Annotated in this window: 20 protein-coding genes; 12 read left to right on the top strand and 8 right to left on the bottom strand. The window is 62.1% G+C overall.

The window, feature by feature from the left end:
• Nucleotides 1-17 precede the first annotated feature (17 nt).
• The 3 genes from J4E63_RS26445 to dinG all read right to left on the bottom strand — a co-directional run bounded on the left by J4E63_RS26445 (nucleotide 18) and on the right by dinG (nucleotide 4,726).
• Nucleotides 18-1,154: an OmpA family protein gene (locus J4E63_RS26445; RefSeq protein WP_207283777.1), complete on the bottom strand. Its 1,137-nt coding sequence runs from the start codon at nucleotides 1,152-1,154 to the stop codon at nucleotides 18-20.
• A 116-nt stretch (nucleotides 1,155-1,270) separates the two neighbouring features.
• On the bottom strand, nucleotides 1,271-2,416 hold the full coding sequence (locus J4E63_RS26440) for a serine hydrolase domain-containing protein (protein ID WP_060738911.1): 1,146 nt from the start codon (nucleotides 2,414-2,416) through the stop codon (nucleotides 1,271-1,273).
• 165 nt (nucleotides 2,417-2,581) lie between these two features.
• Nucleotides 2,582-4,726, bottom strand: coding sequence for an ATP-dependent DNA helicase DinG (dinG, locus tag J4E63_RS26435; protein WP_207283776.1), 2,145 nt, complete (start codon nucleotides 4,724-4,726; stop codon nucleotides 2,582-2,584).
• A 99-nt stretch (nucleotides 4,727-4,825) separates the two neighbouring features.
• Here dinG and J4E63_RS26430 point away from each other — a divergent pair, with 99 nt between their 5' ends.
• Nucleotides 4,826-5,290, top strand: a complete 465-nt coding sequence (locus J4E63_RS26430; RefSeq protein WP_060738913.1) for a CopD family protein — start codon at nucleotides 4,826-4,828, stop codon at nucleotides 5,288-5,290.
• Between the two features lie 125 nt (nucleotides 5,291-5,415).
• Here the strand turns inward: J4E63_RS26430 and J4E63_RS26425 are convergent, their stop codons facing one another.
• From J4E63_RS26425 to J4E63_RS26410, 4 genes are all read right to left on the bottom strand, one after another.
• A complete protein-coding gene (locus J4E63_RS26425) occupies nucleotides 5,416-6,174 on the bottom strand; it encodes a collagen-like protein (RefSeq protein ID WP_207283775.1) in 759 nt (252 codons plus the stop codon).
• A complete protein-coding gene (locus J4E63_RS26420) occupies nucleotides 6,167-6,439 on the bottom strand; it encodes a DUF1145 domain-containing protein (RefSeq protein ID WP_207283774.1) in 273 nt (90 codons plus the stop codon). Before J4E63_RS26420 ends, J4E63_RS26425 begins: the two co-directional genes overlap by 8 nt.
• A 146-nt stretch (nucleotides 6,440-6,585) precedes the next feature.
• Nucleotides 6,586-7,311, bottom strand: coding sequence for an OmpA family protein (locus J4E63_RS26415; RefSeq protein WP_207283773.1), 726 nt, complete (start codon nucleotides 7,309-7,311; stop codon nucleotides 6,586-6,588).
• 90 nt (nucleotides 7,312-7,401) lie between these two features.
• The gene (locus J4E63_RS26410; RefSeq protein WP_207283772.1) at nucleotides 7,402-8,097 is read right to left on the bottom strand and encodes an OmpA family protein; all 696 of its coding nucleotides are present in this window, start codon (nucleotides 8,095-8,097) and stop codon (nucleotides 7,402-7,404) included.
• A 192-nt stretch (nucleotides 8,098-8,289) separates the two neighbouring features.
• Here J4E63_RS26410 and J4E63_RS26405 point away from each other — a divergent pair, with 192 nt between their 5' ends.
• The 4 genes from J4E63_RS26405 (at nucleotide 8,290) to J4E63_RS26390 (ending at nucleotide 10,036) form a co-directional block, all read left to right on the top strand.
• A complete protein-coding gene (locus J4E63_RS26405) occupies nucleotides 8,290-8,787 on the top strand; it encodes a DUF6231 family protein (RefSeq protein ID WP_060738918.1) in 498 nt (165 codons plus the stop codon).
• A 2-nt stretch (nucleotides 8,788-8,789) separates the two neighbouring features.
• Nucleotides 8,790-9,278 carry a YchJ family protein gene (locus tag J4E63_RS26400; RefSeq protein WP_207283771.1) on the top strand — a complete coding sequence of 163 codons (489 nt, stop codon included), beginning with the start codon at nucleotides 8,790-8,792 and terminating at the stop codon, nucleotides 9,276-9,278.
• Between the two features lie 63 nt (nucleotides 9,279-9,341).
• Nucleotides 9,342-9,827 (top strand): LEA type 2 family protein, encoded by a 486-nt coding sequence (locus J4E63_RS26395; protein WP_207283770.1) that lies wholly within the window; start codon nucleotides 9,342-9,344, stop codon nucleotides 9,825-9,827.
• A 5-nt stretch (nucleotides 9,828-9,832) separates the two neighbouring features.
• Nucleotides 9,833-10,036: an SEC-C metal-binding domain-containing protein gene (locus J4E63_RS26390; protein ID WP_003198420.1), complete on the top strand. Its 204-nt coding sequence runs from the start codon at nucleotides 9,833-9,835 to the stop codon at nucleotides 10,034-10,036.
• A 132-nt stretch (nucleotides 10,037-10,168) separates the two neighbouring features.
• On the opposite strand, the gene J4E63_RS26385 is transcribed toward J4E63_RS26390, so the two are convergent.
• Nucleotides 10,169-10,726, bottom strand: a complete 558-nt coding sequence (locus tag J4E63_RS26385) for a cysteine hydrolase family protein (protein WP_207283769.1) — start codon at nucleotides 10,724-10,726, stop codon at nucleotides 10,169-10,171.
• Between the two features lie 207 nt (nucleotides 10,727-10,933).
• Here J4E63_RS26385 and J4E63_RS26380 point away from each other — a divergent pair, with 207 nt between their 5' ends.
• The 7 genes from J4E63_RS26380 (at nucleotide 10,934) to J4E63_RS26350 (ending at nucleotide 20,539) form a co-directional block, all read left to right on the top strand.
• Nucleotides 10,934-13,384 (top strand): penicillin acylase family protein, encoded by a 2,451-nt coding sequence (locus J4E63_RS26380; RefSeq protein ID WP_207283768.1) that lies wholly within the window; start codon nucleotides 10,934-10,936, stop codon nucleotides 13,382-13,384.
• A 209-nt stretch (nucleotides 13,385-13,593) separates the two neighbouring features.
• A complete protein-coding gene (locus tag J4E63_RS26375; RefSeq protein ID WP_207283767.1) occupies nucleotides 13,594-14,625 on the top strand; it encodes a ligase-associated DNA damage response exonuclease in 1,032 nt (343 codons plus the stop codon).
• Complete coding sequence (locus tag J4E63_RS26370) at nucleotides 14,622-16,313, top strand: ATP-dependent DNA ligase (protein ID WP_207283766.1); 1,692 nt, start codon at nucleotides 14,622-14,624, stop codon at nucleotides 16,311-16,313. Before J4E63_RS26375 ends, J4E63_RS26370 begins: the two co-directional genes overlap by 4 nt.
• Nucleotides 16,314-16,785: 472 nt before the next feature.
• The gene (locus J4E63_RS26365) at nucleotides 16,786-17,934 is read left to right on the top strand and encodes an acyltransferase (RefSeq protein WP_207283765.1); all 1,149 of its coding nucleotides are present in this window, start codon (nucleotides 16,786-16,788) and stop codon (nucleotides 17,932-17,934) included.
• Nucleotides 17,935-18,263: 329 nt separating this feature from the next.
• A complete protein-coding gene (locus tag J4E63_RS26360) occupies nucleotides 18,264-19,046 on the top strand; it encodes a transporter substrate-binding domain-containing protein (protein WP_060738925.1) in 783 nt (260 codons plus the stop codon).
• 57 nt (nucleotides 19,047-19,103) lie between these two features.
• A complete protein-coding gene (locus J4E63_RS26355) occupies nucleotides 19,104-19,832 on the top strand; it encodes an ABC transporter permease (protein ID WP_060743074.1) in 729 nt (242 codons plus the stop codon).
• Nucleotides 19,829-20,539 carry an ABC transporter permease gene (locus J4E63_RS26350; protein WP_207283764.1) on the top strand — a complete coding sequence of 237 codons (711 nt, stop codon included), beginning with the start codon at nucleotides 19,829-19,831 and terminating at the stop codon, nucleotides 20,537-20,539. The genes J4E63_RS26355 and J4E63_RS26350 overlap by 4 nt, the downstream gene beginning before the upstream one ends.
• Nucleotides 20,540-20,566: the final 27 nt, after the last annotated feature.

Genomic DNA, 20,566 nt, shown 5'->3' with positions numbered 1-20,566 from the left:
TCCTTGTGGTTAGCCCATCACTGCTTGGGGGCATCGGCGGCCGCGACTTTCTTGGTATCGGTGGCGGCTTTGGCCGGTTGGGGCTTCTTCGCTGGGGTAGCGGGCTTGGCCGCGGCCTTCTTTGCAGGCGCCTTGGTCGCGGCTTTTTTGGCCGGTGCTTTCTTGGTCGAGGCTTTGGAGGTCGAGGCCACCGCTTTTTTAGCCGCAGGCGCAGGCGCCGGGGCAGCCGGCTTCACATCCTGGGCCGCAACCATCGTCACTGGGGCCGGGGCCGGCATGTTGTACTTGCTCAGCAGCGCAACCATGGTGTTGGCCGGCGTGACCAGCAATTCCACACGACGATTCAAGGCGCGGCCCTCAACGCTGTCGTTGGCCGCACGTGGCGCCACGGCGCCCATGCCGCGCAGCATCAGGCGATCACGTTGCAGGCCGCTGAGGCGGAAAATCGCCGCCACGGACTGGGCACGCTCCTGGCTGAGCTTGAGATTGGCCGGTGCGGCGCCCGAGGTGTCGGCGTGACCAAGGATCAGCACGGCGGTCTTCGGGTCGGCTTCAAGGATCTTCGCCACGCGGGTGAACGGGCCGAGGGTCACGGGCAGCAACATGGCCGGACGGTCCGGGTTGAAAGAGCCGTCCACGGGCGCGGTGACCACCAGCACATTGTCGCGGCGCTCAAGTTCGAGCTTGCTGTCCTGGATCGCCGTGCGCAGCTTCGGTTCGTAGTCGTCGAGCCAGGCCTGGGTGACTTTCGGATCGGGCATCGGCACCGCCTTGGCGGTTTCCTGGTCCTTGCCGCCGAACGGCCACCACCACTTGCCATTGCTTTCGGCTTCGGCCTTGGCAACAGCTGTCGGCGCCTTGGCCTCAGGCTTGGCTTGCGCTTCTGCCTTTGCTTCGACTTTTCTGGCGGCGTCTGCGGCGGTTTCCTCGGAAGAGAACGGCCACCACCAGTGGCTGGCGCCCTCGGCCTTGGCTTGCGGTGCGACGGCGGCAGGCTTCAGGGGCGCCGCTGGCGCTGTTTCCTTGGCCGCCACCTTGTCGGAAGAGCCGAACGGCCACCAGCCGCCGCTGCCCTCGGCATCATTTTGTGGGGTTTGTGCGCAACCAGTGATAGCGAAGCACAGCGCCAGAGCGAGGGTTTTATTCGATGACATTGGATATCCACAAAATGATCTAAATGAAAAAAAAGGCCATGTTTTGGCCGCATAAACAGACGCTTCGAAACTGAAAAGGACACGAGGTTCCTGTGTCCATGGCCTTCAATGGCGTTTTATAGACAAGCGGCAAGCACCCGCGCAAGATTTTGCGCGCGCGGGTCCATCAACACGTAAGGCCCGAGCGTATTGGTCACGAAACCGAACGCTACGTCATGTTCGGGATCGGCAAACCCGATGGAGCCCCCGGCCCCCGGATGACCGAACGCCCGTGGGCCGAGGCCGTAGGTCGCGTTCGGCACATCCGGCTGGTCGAGCATGCAACCCAGGCCGAAACGGGTCTGGGTCAACAACGTCTTATCCTCGCCAAAGCTGTGCTGGCGAGTCAGTTCGTCGAGCATTTCACCTTCCAGCAGGCTGCCGTCCAGCAGCCCCGCATAGAACCCGGCCAGGCTGCGGGCATTGCCGTGGCCATTGGCCGCCGGTTGCTGCATGCGCCGCCATTCCGGCTTGTTGGTGCTGGTCATGATCGACGGTGGATTGGTAAAGGCCCGGGTGGTCATGGCCGTCGGTTCGCGCATCGTCACCTGCAGCAGGCGCTGGGCCGCCGCATCGCCGACGTTGCCTTTGCCACGGGCGATGTGGGCCACGCGATGGAACTCGTCGTCGGCCAGGCCAACGTGGAAATCCAGGCCCAACGGCTTGGCGACCCGGGCCACGATGGACTCCCCCGGGCCACGCCCATCGGCCCGGCGCAACAGCTCGCCCACCAGCCAGCCGTAAGTGATCGCGGCATAACCGTGGCCTTCGCCCGGCGTCCACCAAGGTGTTTCGGCAGCCAGGGCATCGACCATGGCCTGCCAGTCATAAAGCGCTTCGGGCGGCAGCAATTCATGCAGCGCCGGCAGCCCAGCCTGGTGGCAGAGCAGTTGGCGCAGGGTGATGGATTGCTTGCCGGCCGCAGCAAACTCTGGCCAATAGCGGGCTACCGGGGCGTCCAACTGCAACTTGCCTTCGGCCACCAGTTGCAGGGCGGTAACGGCGGTGAACGTCTTGGTGCAGGAAAACAGATTGGCGATGGTGTCGCTGTGCCAGGCTTCATGGCCATCCTTGTCGGCGGTACCGGCCCACAGGTCGATCACCGTGCGGCCACCCACCTGGATGCACAACGCCGCGCCGCGCTCCTGGGGATCATCGAACAGCGCCGCGAACGCTTCACGCACCGCCTCGAACTGAAGCTCATAATGGCCTTGAATCTGCACCCGCAACTCCCTTGAAACAAAGACTTTTCAGAGTGGCTGGCATTGTTTCAGCCATTGGCGTTTTTGGGAACCGCCATGGGACGGCTGGTTAACCCGAAACCGGTCCCTGTGGCGAGGGAGCAAGCTCCCTCGCCACGACAAGCGCTCATCGCCAGGCCGGCTCCGTCAGGTAATCTCCCGTCGAAACGGCGGCAACGCATTGAGGATCGCCTTGCCATAGCGCTGGGTGACCAGCCGTCGGTCAAGCAAGGTGATGGTGCCGCGATCCTCTTCGGTACGTAGCAAGCGGCCACACGCCTGGACCAGCTTCAGCGAAGCGTCCGGCACGGAGATTTCCATGAACGGGTTGCCACCGCGGGCCTCGATCCACTCGGCCAACGCCGCCTCCACGGGGTCGTCGGGAACCGAGAACGGGATCTTGGCAATCACCACGTGCTCGCAATAGGCTCCGGGCAAGTCCACGCCTTCGGCGAAGCTCGCCAGGCCGAACAGCACGCTGGAGTCCCCACCATCGACCCGCGCCTTGTGCTTGTTCAGTGTTTCCTGCTTCGACAGGTTGCCCTGGATGAACACCTGCTTGCGCCAGTCCCGGTCAAGGCCATCGAACACGTCCTGCATCTGTTTGCGCGAGGAAAACAGCACCAGCGTGCCCCGTGAGCCTTCCACCAGTTCCGGCAGGTCGCGGATGATCGCCGCGGTGTGGGCGGCGGCATCCCGTGGGTCGGCCTTGAGGTCGGGCACCCGCAGCACGCCGGCGTCGGCGTGATGGAAGGGGCTCGGGACCACGGCGGTTACCGCCTTCTTCGGCAGGCCGGCGCGCATGCGGAAGCGGTCGAACGTGCCCAGGGCGGTCAGCGTGGCGGACGTCACCAGCGCGCCATAGGCCACGTTCCACAGGTTGCGCCGCAGCATTTCCGCGGCCAGGATCGGGCTGGCATTGACCTCGATGTCGAACAGCGAACCGCTTTCGGCCAGGGTCAGCCAGCGCGCCATCGGCGGGTTGTCTTCCGGGTCTTCGACGGTGAATGCCGTCCACAGCTCCCAGTTGCCCTGGGATCGGGACAACAGGCTGCCGAACAGCGGGTACCACTCCTCGGCCTGGTTGCTGGCGATACCGATGTTGACCTCGCCGTCCATGCCTTCCTTGAGCAGGTCGGTCAGGCGCGTGAACAGGTCGGTCAGGCGCGCGAAACCTTTCTTGAGCTCGATGCCCATTTCGCGCATGTGTTCAGGAATCACTCCGCCGACGAAGCGATGGCGTGGCCGCTCCCGGCCCTCGACGTCTTCGCCGGGTTTGAAATCGGCCACTTGCTCGCACGCGGTGAACATGAACTGCTGATTCGTCTTGATTTCCCGCGCCAGCTCCGGCACCTGCTCGATGAACTTGCCCAGGTCACCCGGTAACGGATGCTGGGCCAGCAGCTTGGTGAGGTTCTTGGCGGTGGTTTCCAGCCAGTCGGCGGTGGAACGCAGCCGGGTGTAGTGGGCGAAATGGCCGATGGCCTTGTCCGGCAGGTGATGGCCTTCGTCGAACACGTAGATCGTGTCGCGCGGGTCCGGCAGCACCGCACCGCCGCCCAGGGCCAGGTCGGCCAGGACCATGTCGTGGTTGGTGACGATGACGTCGACCTTGCCCATGCCTTCGCGAGCCTTGTAGAAGGCGCACTGGCCGAAGTTCGGGCAATGGCGGTTGGTGCACTGGCTATGGTCGGTCGTCAGGCGGGACCAGTCAGCGTCTTCCAGGGCCGTGGACCAGCTGTCGCGGTCGCCGTCCCATTTATTGCCGGCCAGCTTCTCGATCATGCTGGTGAACAGCTTCTGGCTGGCTTCATCCACCTCGATCCTGAAGCCTTCTTCTTCGAACAACTGGGCCGTGGCAGTCTGCGCGTGGCCTTCCTGGAGCAACATGTCGAGCTTGGACAGGCACATGTAGCGCCCGCGGCCCTTGGCCAGCGCGAACGTGAAGTTCAGCCCACTGTTGCGCATCAGGTCGGGCAGGTCCTTGTAGACGATCTGTTCCTGCAGGGCGATGGTGGCCGTGGCGATCACCAGGCGCTTGCCGGCGGCCTTGGCGGTGGGAATCGCCGCCAGGCTGTAGGCCACGGTCTTGCCAGTACCGGTGCCGGCCTCCACCGCCACCACGGCAGGCTCGCCGCTGCGCCGGCCTTCGTCGTCGGTGTCGATGTCACCCAGGACTTTTGCCACTTCGGCAATCATCAGGCGCTGGCCATATCGCGGCTTGAGGCTCTTGGCTTCGAGAAAACGCGAATAGGCGCCCTGGATCGTGGTTTTGAGTTCGGTGCTGATCATGAATGGTCGGGCGCTAGAAACGCTGGATAAATTTTCAGTGGTTCGGATCGGCGGCTATCATACCCCGCTAATGAATCCTGCGCAGAACGGAGTAACCCAATGACACCCTTTGCCCTTGTCTACACCCTGCATTTACTGGCGGCCCTGGTCTGGGTCGGCGGCATGTTCTTCGCCTGGATGATCCTGCGCCCCGCCGCAATGACGGCGCTTGAGGGCCCTGCCCGGCTCACGCTGTGGGTAGAAGTGTTTCAGCGTTTTTTCGTCTGGGTCTGGGTCGCGGTCGTGCTTTTGCCGATCAGCGGCGTAGGCCTGATCCATCTGCGCTTCGCCGGTTTCGAAACCGCGCCGCGTTATGTGCAGGTGATGATGGGGTTGTACGTGGTGATGACGGCGCTGTTTATCCGCATCCAGGGCTTGCAACTGCCCGCATTGCGTAACGCCGTGACGGCGCAGGACTGGCCGACGGGTGCGGCGGTGCTGGGGAAGATCCGGCGGTTGGTGGGAATCAATCTGTTGATCGGGTTGCTGGTGGTGGCGATTGGCGCGGCGCGGCCGATGTTCTGAAAATCACATAAAACCCTGTGGGAGCGAGCTTGCTCGCGATGGCGGCACGTCGGGCAATACTTGATCGACTGACACAACGCCATCGCGAGCAAGCTCGCTCCCACAGGTTCAGATCAGATTTTTCGTCAGAACCGCTGCACCGTCACCGCCCCCGCCGCTCCGGCAGGCCCTGGCTGGCCATCGGCGCCAGGACGGCCGCTTTTGCCGCCATCGGCGGTATAGACCAGGCAACCCTTGGCCTTGCCCCCCGCCCCGGGCTTGCCGCCGGGTCCGGCAGCGCCACCGGCACCGCCGTCCACCGCCACTTTGATCTGTTCGGCGGGATACTCACGAGGCACTTCGAGGCGCACCAGCGCACCGGCCGCACCCGGTTGCCCATCGCTGCCGTTACTGCCGTCGGCACCGCGACCGGCCGAACCCCAGGTGCAACCCGGCGCCTGGCCATTGGCCCCATCAAGGCCGACGAAACCCGGCGCACCGGTACCGCCCCGGGCGTCCACCGACAACAACGGCGCATTCAACACCTTGAAATGCAGATTGAGATCACGCCCCGGCCGCGCGGCCTTGGTGTAGGTCCCCGGTGCGCCGCGTGAAGTGATCTGGCTGCCCTCGGCCAATTCAGCCTGGGCCACTTTCATTTCCAGTACCTGCTGCGCCGGCACGATGGCGATTCGCGCTTCACGCCCCAGGTGCAACTGGTCGATGGTCAATTCAGTGACATTGGAAGGCACCAGCAGCGTGCCGTAATCGGCCACGACCAGCCGTTCCAGGGTCAGGGAACTGGTGGTATTGGGCAGGCGCATCAACGAATGGCCTTCGACCTGGAGCACCTGGGCCGAAGCCCATGGGCAAACGAGTGCGGCAAGCAGACACAATTTACGCATGGGAAGCCTCTGGCGCGGTCGGGAGGGTTTGCAGGTGGAAGATGCCGAACAGCAGCACTCTGAGGCGATCACGGCCAGGCGCGGGACGGCCACGGAAACTGGCCCGGAACAACAGCAGCTCCAGCAGATGGAGTACCAGCAAAAACCCGCCGGCGACATTGACCAGCAGATGCAGCGGATGAACGAACGGCACCACCAGATTGACCAGCACCACCAGCCAGAACAGCAGGGTCAGCAAGCGCCCCAGCCCCCAAAACACCTTCATACGCCCCCCTGATCGAGCATTATTCTTTGCCCGCACAGTAACGGCTTGCGCGCAGGATAAGCCAGGGGGTCCGGTAAATTTAATCTAACCCGGGCCCTGGCCCACCGGATCGTCCTCCCGACGACCCGGCGGCCCTGGGCCGCGCCTCAGCGCTGGATATGCAATTCAACCCGACGGTTCTGCGCCCGCCCTTCGTCGGTCTCATTGTCGGCCACCGGCTCGCTTTCACCCTTGCCTTCGCTGGTGAGTTTGCCGGGGGCCAGCCCCTGGGTCAGCAAATACTCCACGACGCTGCTGGCCCGACGTTCGGACAGCCCTTGGTTATAGGCATCAGTGCCGACACTGTCGGTGTGGCCCACCACCCGGATGCTGGCGACATTGGCATGGCTGAGTTTGCCCATCAGCCCATCGAGCTGGCTTCGAGCATCTGCGGTGAGGTCGGATTTGTCGAAATCGAACAGCACCTTGCCCGCGTCGTTGAGGGTGATGACCTCGCTCGCCGGTGCTTGCGGCTCGACCGGTGGCGCACTGGCCGGGTATTGCGGCAGCGGGCAACCGTGATGTTCGACAGGGGTATTGGCCGGGGTATCGGGACAACGGTCGCGGCGGTCGAACACGCCGTCGTCGTCTTCATCGCCATCTTGGGCGTAGCAGATCAAGCCACCGCCCAGCAGCCCCAATGCAGCGCCGCCGGCGGCCCAACCACTGCTTTCAATAGCCCCCAACCCGCCGCCGACGAGGCCGCCGATCAGGCTGCAGATTGGCCAGGTGCGTTGATTGAGGGGTGCGCTGCCGTCGCTGTGAGTGGCGCAGCCGGACAACAGACTGCTTGCCAGCAGTACCGGCAAGGCGGCCCTGATTAGAACGTTCATGGTGAAGGCTCCTGTGTCACCGGCCCATACCGGTCACACAGGAGTAAAGACCCGCATCCGCAACTCAACAAGCCGCGGATGACAAGGGTTTCAGCGGTTTATCTTGATTTCCGTGCGGCGGTTCATCGCGCGGCCATCGGCGGTCTTGTTATCGGCCACCGGCTGGCTCTCGCCGGCACCGGACACCGAGACAAAACTGGCCTGCGGCACGCCGTTTTCAACCAGGTATTTCACCACCGAATTGGCCCGTCTCTCCGACAGTTTCTGGTTGTAGGCATCGCTGCCGACGCTGTCGGTGTGGCCGGTGACCCGCAGTTGCGCGGTGGACGTTTCCTGTTTCAGCCGGGTGGCGACCGTGCTCAGGACATCTTTGTCGGCCGGGGTCAGCGTGGCTTTGTTGAATTCAAAGTGCACGTCGCGGATCACGATGGTTTCTTCCTTGACCACGACCGGCTCTTCGACCACTGGCGCCGGGGCGGGTGGCGGGCAACCGTCGGCATCGACCTGCACGCCCTTCGGTGTGCCCGGGCACTTGTCACGGCTGTCCGGCACACCATCGCCGTCTTCGTCGCCGTCGCCATGGGCCCAGCACCAGCCCGCCGCCACGGTGCCGGCCACCAGCGCTCCCGGGCCGATCCAGGAACTGCTTTCGATAGCGCCCAATCCCGCGCCGACGACACCACCAGTGGCCGCACAGATCGGCCAGTCGGTTTTCTGCAAACCTGCGCAACCAGTCAACACACTGGTTAGCAGAACCAGGGGTAACGCTGTCCGAACTATGCTCATTGGGTTTTCTCCTTGAGGGATCGGCTTGTCGCCGATTCAGGGGAGTAAAGACCCGTCTTGGTATCTGCGCCAGCCTGAGCAATCGCGGGTTTTCGCCCCGTGTTTGCGAAGATTCCGCACGTTCAGAGACAAACCGCTCTAGGCCATGCTGTCCGGGCAGGCTATCGTGGTGGTTCTGACTGAGGAACTTCGATGACCGTTGCCATTTCTTCGCGTACCCCCCAGCAAGCCCTGGCGGCCGTGCTTGACCGTTACGCCCCGCAAAAACTGCTGCTGATCGGAGCCAGCGGCTTTCCCGCACTCGAAGCATTCCAGCAGGCCCACCCCGATACCGAAGTGGTCCACGCCGGCCCCGGCGCGCTGCCGGCGGACGTGGCGGCGCGACGTTTTGACCTGGCCCTGGCGCTCGATTGCCTGGAGCATTTGCCCAAGCGCGAGGGTCTGAACCTGTTGGGCGGCATCCGCAATCTCAACGCCAGCCGCATCGCCGTGCTCGCCGACCTCAACGCCTGCGGCTGGCAAGAGACGGACTTTTTTTCCCTGGCCCTGCAAGCCAGTGAGCGATTCCAGCGCGAAGATCAAGTGCTGACCCTGTTCACCTACGATCTGCTTGAATACAAACAGGTCCCCGACTGGCTCAATTCACGTTTTTGGGCCAACCCGGAAAACTTTGGAAAATATTGGTGGTAACCGTGAACACAAGCTCGCACTCGCCCATTTGTCCCTGCGGCAGTGGCAACTCACTGGAGGCCTGCTGCGGCCACTACCACGACGGTCATCCGGCGCCCTGCGCCGAAGCCTTGATGCGCTCGCGCTATAGCGCCTATGTACTGGGCCTGGTCGACTATCTGGTCGCCACTACCCTGCCCGCCCAGCAGCAAGGCCTCGATCGCCAGTCCATCAGCGAGTGGAGCGCCAACAGCACCTGGTTGGGGCTGGACGTAGAGAGCAGCGAAGTGTTCGGCGGTCAACCGGAGCACGCCTTCGTCACGTTCACAGCACGCTGGCACGACGGCCAGGGCGAACACAGCCACCGTGAACAGTCCTCGTTCGTGCAGAACGACGGGCGCTGGTACTTCATCGACCCGACCGTGCCGGTCAAGACCGGACGCAACGACAGCTGTCCGTGCGGCAGCGGGCACAAATTCAAGAAGTGCTGCGCCGGCTACTTCAACCGCTGATTTCAGGAAACGTCCGACGCTCGCCCCAAGGGGCTAGACTGGGGATAAACCAGAGGCACGGACATGACCCCTTCATCATTCTTGCTGCGCATCACCTGCCTGCTGCTGTTCGTTGGGTTCGGCGGCTGTGCATCCTGGCGAGGTGAAGAAGCCCCGGAACCACAGGTGCATCTGGTCAAAGTCGAGGTGGTGCGGGCCCGGCTGGTGGAACAGAGGTTCACGCTGCACTTTCGCGTCGACAACCCCGGCGACAGCGACCTCACCGTTCGCGGCCTGACCTACCGCATCCACCTGGGCGACCTGTTGCTGACCGAAGGCGAGCATGAGCACTGGTTCACCGTGCGCCCCAAGCACAGCGCCTACTTCAAGGTGCCGGTGCGCACCAACCTGTGGCCACAGGTGCGGGAAGTGGTGAAGCTGCTGGAGAAACCCCGGGAACAGATCCCCTATCGCCTGGAAGGTGAGCTGGAAACCGGATTATTCATCGCCCACTACGTGCACCTTGAGCGCAATGGCGTGATAATCGCCGCCGATTTAATTGCGGAGTAACCCCGATGACCCAGCAACCCCACGTCCACGGCCCTGATTGCAACCACGATCACGACCATCATCACGACCACGACCACGGCCACGTCCACGGCCCGAACTGCGGCCACGCCCACCAGGAACCGGTGCGCAACGCCCTGAAGGATGTCGGTCGCAACGACCCTTGCCCATGTGGCAATGGCAAGAAATTCAAGAAGTGCCACGGGGCTTGAGGGGCTGGGCGAAAAAGCTTTTCGCCTGTTAGACCGTCATCGCGAGCAAGCTCGCTCCCACAGGGAAATTGCGCAGAACCCGTGTGGGAGCGAGCTTGCTCGCGATAAGGCCGGCGCTGTAGTACCTATCTATCAGCCCGCCTGCAGAATCCGCTTCACACCGACCACCGTCGCATACTCACCGTGCAAGTTGCCCAGGGACATGGCATGCACTTCGGCTGCCGAACGGGCGTTGCCGAAGTAATCGTTCTTGTCGAAGGTGAAGCAGGCGTCCTCGGCCACCCAGGTATCGAATCCCAGATTGCCGGCTGTACGCGCCGTGGACTCCACCGAGTTGTGCGTCGCCACACCGACGATCACCAGTTGCCTGATTCCGGCTTTGCGCAGGTCTTGCTCCAGGTGGGTGCCACTGAACGCATCCGGCACCTGCTTTTGCACCACCCATTCCCCTGCCTTCGGCTCGAACCGTGGCTGGACCTGCACCCCCGACTGCCCCGGCCAGAACACCGAGTCCGGCGAACGGGACAGATGGTGGACGTGAATCACCGGGCGCGCCGTGTGTCGCCAGAAAGCCAGCAGTTCCAGCATGCGCAACTCTGCCTCGGGGTTGTTGCGAGGGCCGAGCCTGGGGTGAAGGATGCCTTTTTGTTGATCGATAAGGATCAGCGCCGCGTCGTTCTGTAGCTCCATGCCTGTTTCTCTTGCTTGGTCTTTGTATGTTCCACACTTGAGCATCACCCCTTCCAACAGGCAAGCCTTCGAGCAAAAGCGATGACCCGGTCCCGGGCTTTCATCGCCAAATCAACAAATAACCCTCGCCCCCGCTTGCGCGGCCCCCGCCTGCTCACTAACGTAGCGCCTTTATTGGTGCCACCCCCCTCCCGCAGGAGCTTTGCCATGGCCTCGCCAGCCTCTATTTCCTTTATCCCCCGGCTCGGTGTTGCCGCCGCGGTGGCCAGTGTGCTCGGTTTGAGCGGATGCCAGACCTGGAATGCCCAGGACACGGTCCCGCCCACGTCCGGGGTGCAGCCGCTCAAGGGGCTGGCGCAGAATGTCTCGGTCCGCCGCAACGCCACGGGCATGCCGCTGATCGAAAGCAACAGCTTCCATGACGCCTTGTTCACCCTCGGCTACGTCCACGCCAGCGACCGTATCACCCAAATGGTGACCCTGCGCCTGCTGGCCCAAGGACGGTTGGCAGAGATGTCCGGCGCCGAACGGCTGGAGGTGGACCGCTACATGCGCGCCATCAACCTGAAGAAAAACGCCGACGAGCTGTACAAGGCATCTTCGCCACGGCTCAAGCGTTTCTTCGAAGTCTATGCCCGTGGCGTCAACGCCTACCTGTTCCGCTACCGCGACAAGTTGCCGTCGGACCTGGCCGCCACCGGTTACAAACCTGAATACTGGAAACCGGAAGATTCGGCGCTGATGTTCTGCCTGCTGAATTTCAGCCAGTCAGCCAACCTGCCGGAAGAAATCGCCAACCTGATGCTGGCCCAGACCGTCACCACCGACAAACTCGCCTGGCTGAGCCCGTCCTATCCGGACGAGCAACTGCCCGTGGCCGAGGCCGACAAGCTCCAGGGCCTGCGCCTCAATGGCCAGATCCCGGGCCTGAACGAAATCAGCAAGGCCACCCACCAATTGGCCGGCCTGAACCTGTTGGGTGCTGCGTCTTCAAGCAACTGGGCCATCGCGCCACAACGCAGCCGCAGCGGCAAGAGCCTGCTGGCCAGCGACAGCCACGGGCCGCTGGGCATCCCGGGGCTGTGGAGCCCGGTACAGATCCGTGCGCCCAAGTACCAGGCGGCCGGGGTTTCCGTGGCGGGCATCCCGATGATCCTGGCCGGGTTCAACGGCAAAGTGGCCTGGAGCATGACCAGCGTGCTGGGGGACAACCAGGATCTGTTCCTGGAAAAAATCCGCCGCCAGGGCAATGGCCTGTCCTACGAGGTCAACGGCAAATGGCAACCGGCGATCGTGCGCAACGAAACCTACTTCATCAAAGGCCAGCGGCCGATTCGTGAAGCGGTGTTCGAAACCCGCCACGGCCCGTTGCTCAACAGCGCCCAGGGCCTCGCCATGGCCAACGGCTTTGGCCTGGCCTTGCAGACACCGAGCTTCAGCGACGACAAGACCCTGGACGCCTTCTTCGACCTGTCCCGGGCGCAGAACGTCGAGAAAGCGTCCGACGCCAGCCGGGAAATCCGCGCCATGGCCGTGAACCTGGTCTTTGCCGACGCCAGCCATATCGGCTGGCAAGTCACCGGTCGCTACCCGAACCGCCGTGAAGGCGAGGGTCTGTTGCCGTCGCCGGGCTGGGAAGGTCGCTACGATTGGGACGGTTACGCCGACCCGATGCTGCACCCCTACGATCAAGACCCGGCCCAAGGCTGGCTCGGCACGGCCAACCAACGGGTCATTCCCCATGGCTACGGCATGCAACTGTCCAATTCCTGGGCCTCGCCGGAGCGTGGCGAACGCATGGCCGAGCTGGCCGGCGCAGGCAAGCACGACGCCCGCAGCCTGACCGCCATGCAATACGACCAGGCCACGACGTTCGCGGCCAAGCTCAAGCAAGTCTTCGAAGCGCCGGGCATGACCCAGCCGCTCAAACAGGCCATCGAAGCCCTGCCGGTGGCTGACCGGGCCAAGGCTCGCGAGGCCTATACCCGCTTGATGGCATTCGATGGCCGGCTCAGCCCGACCTCCGCCGACGCGGCGATCTATGAGCTGTTCCTTCAGGAAAGCATGAAGCAGATTTTCCTCGACGAGCTGGGCCCGGACAGCAGCCCGGCGTGGCAGGCGCTGGTCGCCAACGGCCAATTGTCCTACTCGGCCCAGGCCGATCATCTGCTGGGGCGTGAAGACAGCCCGTTCTGGGACGATGTGCGCACACCCCAGAAAGAAGACAAGGCCGTTATCCTCGCCCGCAGCCTGGCCGCCACCATCAACGCCGGTGACAGTCAGTTGGGCGGTGACCACAAGGCCTGGCAATGGGGCCAATTGCACCGCTACGCCTGGAAGAACAGCAATGGCCAGATCGTACGTGGCCCGCTGCCGGCCGGTGGCGACGCCACCACGCTCAACACGGCAGCGTTCGCCTGGGGCCAGGATTTCACCACCACCCTGGCGCCGGCCATGCGCTTTATCGTTGACTTCGGCCAGCCCGAACCGTTAATGATCCAGGACGGCGCCGGCCAGTCCGGCAACCCGGTCAGCCCGCACTATGCCAATGGCATCGATCCATGGATCAAGGGGCAGTACCAGAGCCTGCCGTTGCAATCGCAAAACTTCGATCGGGCGTATGGCAAGACGCGGTTGACGTTGGTGCCTGGCAAGTAGCAGCGCCCTTTTTTGCGGGTGCTGCGCACCCGATCGCGAGCAAGCTCGCTCCCACTGGGGCCGGTGTTGATCCGTATTGCGATTCGACACAAAGCCAATGTGGGAGCGAGCTTGCTCGCGATGGCGTCAGTCCATCCCCCACTAAATCCGATAGAACTTCCCCCCTCGCCTGCGCCTCTACCTGACAAGCCCATCGCTCCGGTGATTGCATGGATCTTGTCATTGCCCGCCCCGAAGGCTTGTACTGCCCGCCCGGGGATTTCTACATCGACCCGTGGCGGGCGGTGGAACGCTCGGTCATCACCCACGCCCACGGCGACCATGCCCGCAGCGGCAACCAACACTACCTGGCAGCGGCACCCGGCGAAGGCATCCTGCGATCACGCCTGGGCCAGGACATCAACCTGCAAACGCTGCCCTACGGCGAACGCCTGTCGCACCATGGCGTGACCTTGAGCTTTCACCCCGCCGGCCATGTGCTGGGCTCGGCCCAGGTACGGCTGGAATATCAAGGCGAGGTCTGGGTGGCGTCGGGGGATTACAAAGTCGAGCCTGACGGCACCTGCACCCCGTTCGAACCGGTGAAATGCCATACCTTCATCACGGAATCCACCTTCGGCCTGCCGATCTACCGCTGGCAACCCCAGGTGCAGATTTTCCACGAGATCAACCAGTGGTGGCGCGGAAACATCGCCGTCGGCCGGGCCAGCGTGTTGTTCTGCTATTCCTTCGGCAAGGCCCAGCGGATTCTCCACGGCATCGATGAAAGCCTCGGCCCGATCCTGGCCCATGGGGCGGTGGAACCGCTGAACCGGGTCTACCGCGAGGCCGGGGTTCATCTGCCGCCAACGATCTATGCCGGCGATATCAAGAAGAACGACCCGATCATGGGCCAGGCGCTGGTCATCGCCCCGCCCTCTGCCGGAGGCAGCAGCTGGATGCGCCGCTTCGGCGACTACAGCGACGCCTTCGCCAGCGGCTGGATGCGCCTTCGCGGTACACGTCGGCGGCGCGGCGTGGACCGGGGTTTCGTGCTGTCCGACCACGCCGACTGGCCTGGCCTGCTCTGGGCCATCGAACAGACCGGCGCCGAACGGGTGATGGTCACCCATGGATCAGTCGCCGTACTGGTGCGCCACTTGTGCGAGCAAGGCCTCGATGCCCAAGGGTTCACCACCGAATACGGCGACGACGAAGAAGACCTCGCTACGGCCACCGACAGCGGTGAGGAGGCGCCATGAAAGCCTTCGCCGAGTTGTACGCCGAACTGGACGCCACCACCTCCAGCAATGCCAAGCTCACCGCCATGCAGGACTATTTCAGCAAAGCCCCGCCCCAGGATGCGGCGTGGGCCGTGTATTTCCTTTCCGGCGGGCGTCCACGGCAACTGGTGCCGGTAAAAATCCTGCGGGAGTTGGCGGTCCAGGTATCCGGGTTGTCGCTCTGGCTGTTCGAAGAAAGTTATCAGGCCGTGGGCGACCTGGCCGAAACCATTTCGCTGGTATTACCCGAATCGCCCCACAGCTCCGATGAAGGCCTGGCGCTGTGGATCGAAGAGAAACTGCTGCCGTTGCGCGGTGAGTCGCCCGACGTCCTGGCTGAACGGCTTCCGGCGCTGTGGGCGCAGCTCGACCGGCCGAGCCTGATGCTTTGCATCAAACTCATCACCGGCAGTTTCCGGGTGGGCGTATCCAAACTCCTGGTGACCCGGGCCCTGGCGACCATGGCCGGGCTGGACAGCAAACGGGTGGCCCAACGCCTGGTGGGCTACACCGACCTGTCCCATCGTCCCACGGCCACCAGCTACCTCAAGCTGATCGCGGCCGAGTCCGACGATGAACATGCCCAGCGCGGCGGCCAGCCTTATCCGTTTTTCCTGGCCCATGCGTTGTCTGCGCCGGTGGAGCAATTCGACGCGCTGCTGGGGCCGGCCAGCGACTGGCAGGTGGAATGGAAATGGGACGGCATCCGGTCCCAAGTGATCAAGCGCGACGGCCATTTGTGGGTCTGGTCGCGAGGCGAGGACTTGGTCACTGAACGATTTCCGGAATTGCATTCGCTGGCCCAGGCGTTGCCTGACGGCACGGTGATCGACGGTGAAATTGTGGTCTGGAAAGCCCCCCAGTCGGTCACCGAGGACGCCTCCGACCCGGACGCACCGTTGCAGCCGGCGGTGCAACCCTTCGCCCTGTTGCAGCAACGCATCGGTCGCAAGACCCTGGGCAAGAAAATCCTCGACGACGCCCCCGTGGCGGTGATGGCCTACGACCTGCTGGAATGGCAAGGCGAGGATTGGCGCAGCCGCCCCCAGGCCGAGCGCCGCGAACAATTGGAAGCACTGATCGCCCGTATCCACAGCCCGGTGCTGTTGCCCTCGCCGATCGTCACCGGGCAAGACTGGCTGGACCTCGCCCGGCAGCGCGAAGCCTCTCGCAGCCTCGGTGTCGAGGGCATGATGCTCAAGGCCCGCAACGCGCTGTACGGCGTCGGTCGCACCAAGGACATGGGCGTGTGGTGGAAATGGAAGATCGACCCGTTCAGCGTCGACGCGGTGCTGATCTACGCCCAGCGCGGCCACGGCCGACGCGCCAGCCTCTACAGCGATTACACCTTCGCCGTGTGGGACAACCCGCCAGACAGTCGCGAGCGCACCCTGGTGCCATTCGCCAAGGCCTATTCAGGGCTGACCGATGCAGAAATGCGCCAGGTCGACAGCATCGTGCGCAAGACCACCGTTGAGAAGTTCGGCCCGGTGAGCAGCGTCACCCCCACCCTGGTGTTCGAACTGGGCTTCGAAGGCATCGCCTTGTCCAAACGCCACAAGAGCGGGATCGCCGTGCGCTTTCCACGGATGTTGCGCTGGCGCCAGGACAAGCGCGCCGACGAGGCGGACACACTGGCGACGCTTCAGGATCTGTTGAAATGCTGACCGCCCTCCTCCGGTCAGCGTCAGCTTCGGCCGGCATCAGGACGCTCTCCACGTCAAGGCGAAAATGCTTTCAGCCGGTACTTCAACAATTGAGCACGTCGCGCAAACCATCCCGGGCCGAGTTGAATTAAAGATAGGCAATAAAGTTCTTATTCTTGCGTTTCTAAAAAACTATTGATATCCCGCGCACTGGCAGTTTTTCTGACGCCGTAATTGCGTCACCCGAGCATTCATCACGACAAGAAAAAACCGACTTGCTCTTTTAAAGCGCACTGCTAACGTGACATTAGATCCGTAATTTATTCAAGTGTCGCCAATCGTCCAGATCCTGCGCCAGGCCCATTATGCAACCGTGAAAGGGATGCAATCATTCGGGGAGTGGCAGCACCTTCTCAGGGTGAAGCCGAGCGGGACCGCCCCAATGGCATGCTGACCGAAGTGACATGCCGCCCACACGAATAGGGAGCCTGCCATGCGCGCAGAGAAGCGGTTTCAGTCTCTGGACAGCTTCAGGGGGTTGATGGCCATTTCAGTGATGCTCTATCACTTACGCGTCAGTGGCAGTTTTACCGAATGGTTGTTATTCCGCCATGCCGAAGTATTTGTATCTTTCTTTTTTGTATTGAGTGGCTTTGTCTTGACGCATGCTTATGGCAGCTCGGTACAGTTTAATTTTCGAAAGTTCTTTATCACACGGACCTTTCGCTTGCTTCCCCTGCACCTCTTTATGTTGAGTATTTTTATACTGTTAGAATGCGGGAGATACCTGGCTGCCCAAAAAGGCATGGACTTCAATAACTCACCTTTTACAGGGAAGTTTGCCCCTTCTGAAATCCTGCCGAATGCACTGCTGTTGCAATCCTGGACGCATTTGACTAACCCACTGTCGTTCAACTATCCGTCTTGGAGCATCAGTATCGAGTATTACACCTACATGATCTTCGCCCTGATCCTGGGCATCGCTTTCGGCGTCAGGACGTGGGTATGGGTGGCGGTGGTGTTCGTAGCCCTGGCGTTGATGTATGCAGGCAATACGTTCTTTACCATCGAGTCGCTGCGGGGCCTCGCCTACTTTTTCACCGGCTGCCTGGCTTACGCCGTGTATCTGAGGCTCCCCCACCCCGCCCAGGCTCAAACCTGGTTGCTGACAGCGTTTGAAGTGGTGGCAGTGGTCGTGGCGCTGGTTTTCGTGATCAACGATTTTGCAGCGAAGCCGTTGTGGGCCAGCCCGTTGTTCGGTGCCATCGTGGTGATATTCGCCTTTGATCGCGGCGCTGTGTCGAGGCTGTTGGCGTGTCGCGGCTTCAGTTTTCTCGGAAAATTGTCTTATTCCATCTACCTGACCCACGCAGCCGTTCTGTTTTGCGTAGTGTCGGCGTTCATGGTGGCGAAAAAAATCTCAGGCGTTGACATTGCACCGGTGATCGACGGGACTCGTTATCTGGACCTCGGTAATGTGCCGCTCAATAACCTCATCGCGTTACTGACAGCGGGATCGGTCGTCCTGGTGTCGATGTTCACCTACCGATATGTCGAAATGCCCGGGCAATCCCTTGGTCGAGCGCTTAGCAACACCTCCGCGCGCAGCAGTCCGGCATTGAGACCTGATACTGAGGTTTGAAAAAACGCGATTAAACCCTTCAGGTCGCCACGGCTTTCCTTTGAAGGGCCTGCTCCAGCGCGGTCGGCACACCGATGTTTTGAATAGCGGCCATTCTCCCGTCACATGAGTGTCAGAACGCAGAGTCGGCGCCATCCTGGTGCATCTTTTGAAGCCTGCTCATCCCCGCGCACCATCATGTCCCGTCGGCAGTCACCAAAGTTTTTAAAACACTTGTTCGGCACTCTGGTTCGGAAATTGCTACCTTTATGCCGTCATACCGTTCTCGCCTTCACCGGTAACAATACTTACGCGCCACAAGCGCTCATATTGGTTTTAGGGATTGAATAATGAAAAAAGCACTGCTGACCCTTTCTGCACTGGCGTTGTGCATGGCCGCTGGCGTCGCCACAGCCAAGGAATACAAGGAACTGCGTTTTGGTGTCGACCCTTCCTACGCCCCGTTCGAGTCCAAGGCCGCCGACGGCAGCCTGGTCGGTTTCGACATCGACCTGGGCAATGCGATCTGCGCAGAGCTGAAGGTCAAATGCAAATGGGTCGAAAGCGATTTCGACGGCATGATCCCGGGCCTGAAGGCCAATAAATTCGACGGCGTGATCTCCTCCATGACCGTTACCCCGGCCCGGGAAAAAGTCATCGACTTCTCCAGCGAGCTGTTCTCCGGCCCAACGGCCTATGTCTTCAAGAAGGGCTCGGGCCTGAGCGAAGACGTTGCCTCGCTCAAAGGCAAGACCATCGGCTACGAGCAAGGCACCATCCAGGAAGCCTACGCCAAGGCCGTGCTGGACAAGGCCGGCGTCAAGACCCAGGCCTATCAGAACCAGGACCAGGTTTATGCTGACCTGACCTCCGGCCGCCTCGACGCAGCGATCCAGGACATGCTCCAGGCTGAGCTGGGTTTCCTGAAGTCGCCAAAAGGCGAAGGCTATGAAGTCAGCAAGCCGGTGGATAGCGAACTGCTGCCCGCCAAGACCGCCATCGGTATCAAGAAAGGTAACAGTGAGCTGAAGGCCCTTTTGGATAAAGGTATCAAAGCGTTACACGACGACGGCAAGTACGCCGAGATCCAGAAAAAACACTTTGGCGATCTGAATCTGTACAGCGGCAAATAATGCGCTGCGCCCATCCGGCCTCGGATGGGCGCTTTTTTCCTGCCAAAGGCCTCTTTCATGTTCGAACAACTCCTACAAAATCTGGGGCTCTCCGCCTTCAGCCTGCAGGGCTTCGGCCCGCTGCTGATGCAAGGCACCTGGATGACCATCAAGCTGTCGGCCCTGTCCTTGTTGTTGAGCGTCTTGCTCGGCCTGCTGGGCGCCAGTGCCAAGCTGTCCCGCGTCAAACTGCTGCGAATTCCTGCCCAGCTCTACACCACGCTGATCCGCGGCGTGCCAGACCTGGTGCTGATGCTGCTGATCTTCTACAGCCTGCAAACCTGGCTGACCTCGTTTACCGACTTCATGGAATGGGAATACATCGAGATCGACCCATTCGGCGCCGGGGTGATCACCCTGGGCTTCATCTATGGCGCGTACTTCACCGAAACCTTTCGCGGCGCGATCCTCGCGGTCCCCCGGGGCCAGGTCGAAGCCGCCACGGCCTATGGCCTCAAGCGTGGCCAACGCTTTCGCTTCGTAGTGTTTCCACAAATGATGCGCTTTGCCCTGCCGGGTATCGGCAACAACTGGATGGTGATGCTCAAGGCCACCGCGCTGGTGTCGATCATCGGCCTGGCCGACCTGGTCAAGGCGGCCCAGGATGCGGGCAAGAGCACCTACCAGCTGTTCTACTTCCTGGTGCTGGCGGCATTGATCTATCTGCTGATCACCAGCGCGTCCAATTTCATCCTGCGCTGGCTTGAACGCCGCTACGCCGCCGGAGCCCGGGAGGCGGTGCGATGATCGAACTCCTGCAAGAATACTGGCGACCGTTCCTGTACAGCGACGGCATCAACATCACCGGCCTGGCCATGACCCTGTGGCTGCTCAGCGCCTCGCTGCTGATCGGCTTCGTGGTGTCGATCCCGCTGTCCATCGCCCGGGTTTCGCCCAAGTTCTACGTACGCTGGCCCGTGCAGTTCTACACCTACCTGTTCCGGGGCACGCCGCTCTACATCCAGTTGCTGATCTGCTATACCGGCATCTACAGCATCGCGGCGGTGCGCGCCCAGCCCATGCTCGACAGTTTCTTTCGCGACGCGATGAACTGCACGATCCTGGCCTTCGCCTTGAACACCTGCGCCTACACCACGGAAATTTTCGCCGGGGCAATTCGCAGCATGAACCATGGCGAAGTGGAAGCGGCCAAGGCCTACGGCCTGACTGGCTGGAAACTGTACGCCTACGTGATCATGCCGTCGGCGCTGCGCCGCTCGCTGCCGTACTACAGCAACGAAGTCATCTTGATGCTGCACTCGACGACCGTGGCGTTCACCGCTACCGTTCCAGACGTGCTGAAAGTCGCCCGGGATGCCAACTCGGCGACGTTCCTGACGTTCCAGTCGTTCGGGATCGCCGCGTTGATCTACCTGACCGTCACCTTTGCGCTGGTAGGCCTCTTCCGCCTCGCCGAACGCCGATGGCTGGCCTTCCTCGGGCCGACCCACTAGGGCTTTTGTTCCAGGACACACACGCAC

Source organism: Pseudomonas sp. FW300-N2F2 (genome assembly GCF_017351655.1).
Lineage (GTDB): Bacteria > Pseudomonadota > Gammaproteobacteria > Pseudomonadales > Pseudomonadaceae > Aquipseudomonas > Aquipseudomonas fluorescens_AA.
Note: the sequence above shows the minus strand (reverse complement) of the source record. Positions and strands in the feature narration are given on the sequence as shown.

Excerpts from the sequence above, each read along its gene's own strand:
- J4E63_RS26445 (WP_207283777.1), bottom strand. The coding sequence starts at position 1,154 with ATGTCATCGAATAAAACCCTCGCTCTGGCGCTGTGCTTCGCTATCACT.
- dinG (WP_207283776.1), bottom strand. The coding sequence starts at position 4,726 with ATGATCAGCACCGAACTCAAAACCACGATCCAGGGCGCCTATTCGCGT.
- J4E63_RS26430 (WP_060738913.1), top strand. The coding sequence starts at position 4,826 with ATGACACCCTTTGCCCTTGTCTACACCCTGCATTTACTGGCGGCCCTG.
- J4E63_RS26425 (WP_207283775.1), bottom strand. The coding sequence starts at position 6,174 with ATGCGTAAATTGTGTCTGCTTGCCGCACTCGTTTGCCCATGGGCTTCG.
- J4E63_RS26420 (WP_207283774.1), bottom strand. The coding sequence starts at position 6,439 with ATGAAGGTGTTTTGGGGGCTGGGGCGCTTGCTGACCCTGCTGTTCTGG.
- J4E63_RS26415 (WP_207283773.1), bottom strand. The coding sequence starts at position 7,311 with ATGAACGTTCTAATCAGGGCCGCCTTGCCGGTACTGCTGGCAAGCAGT.
- J4E63_RS26410 (WP_207283772.1), bottom strand. The coding sequence starts at position 8,097 with ATGAGCATAGTTCGGACAGCGTTACCCCTGGTTCTGCTAACCAGTGTG.
- J4E63_RS26405 (WP_060738918.1), top strand. The coding sequence starts at position 8,290 with ATGACCGTTGCCATTTCTTCGCGTACCCCCCAGCAAGCCCTGGCGGCC.
- J4E63_RS26395 (WP_207283770.1), top strand. The coding sequence starts at position 9,342 with ATGACCCCTTCATCATTCTTGCTGCGCATCACCTGCCTGCTGCTGTTC.
- J4E63_RS26390 (WP_003198420.1), top strand. The coding sequence starts at position 9,833 with ATGACCCAGCAACCCCACGTCCACGGCCCTGATTGCAACCACGATCAC.
- J4E63_RS26385 (WP_207283769.1), bottom strand. The coding sequence starts at position 10,726 with ATGGAGCTACAGAACGACGCGGCGCTGATCCTTATCGATCAACAAAAA.
- J4E63_RS26380 (WP_207283768.1), top strand. The coding sequence starts at position 10,934 with ATGGCCTCGCCAGCCTCTATTTCCTTTATCCCCCGGCTCGGTGTTGCC.
- J4E63_RS26375 (WP_207283767.1), top strand. The coding sequence starts at position 13,594 with ATGGATCTTGTCATTGCCCGCCCCGAAGGCTTGTACTGCCCGCCCGGG.
- J4E63_RS26370 (WP_207283766.1), top strand. The coding sequence starts at position 14,622 with ATGAAAGCCTTCGCCGAGTTGTACGCCGAACTGGACGCCACCACCTCC.
- J4E63_RS26365 (WP_207283765.1), top strand. The coding sequence starts at position 16,786 with ATGCGCGCAGAGAAGCGGTTTCAGTCTCTGGACAGCTTCAGGGGGTTG.
- J4E63_RS26360 (WP_060738925.1), top strand. The coding sequence starts at position 18,264 with ATGAAAAAAGCACTGCTGACCCTTTCTGCACTGGCGTTGTGCATGGCC.
- J4E63_RS26355 (WP_060743074.1), top strand. The coding sequence starts at position 19,104 with ATGTTCGAACAACTCCTACAAAATCTGGGGCTCTCCGCCTTCAGCCTG.
- J4E63_RS26350 (WP_207283764.1), top strand. The coding sequence starts at position 19,829 with ATGATCGAACTCCTGCAAGAATACTGGCGACCGTTCCTGTACAGCGAC.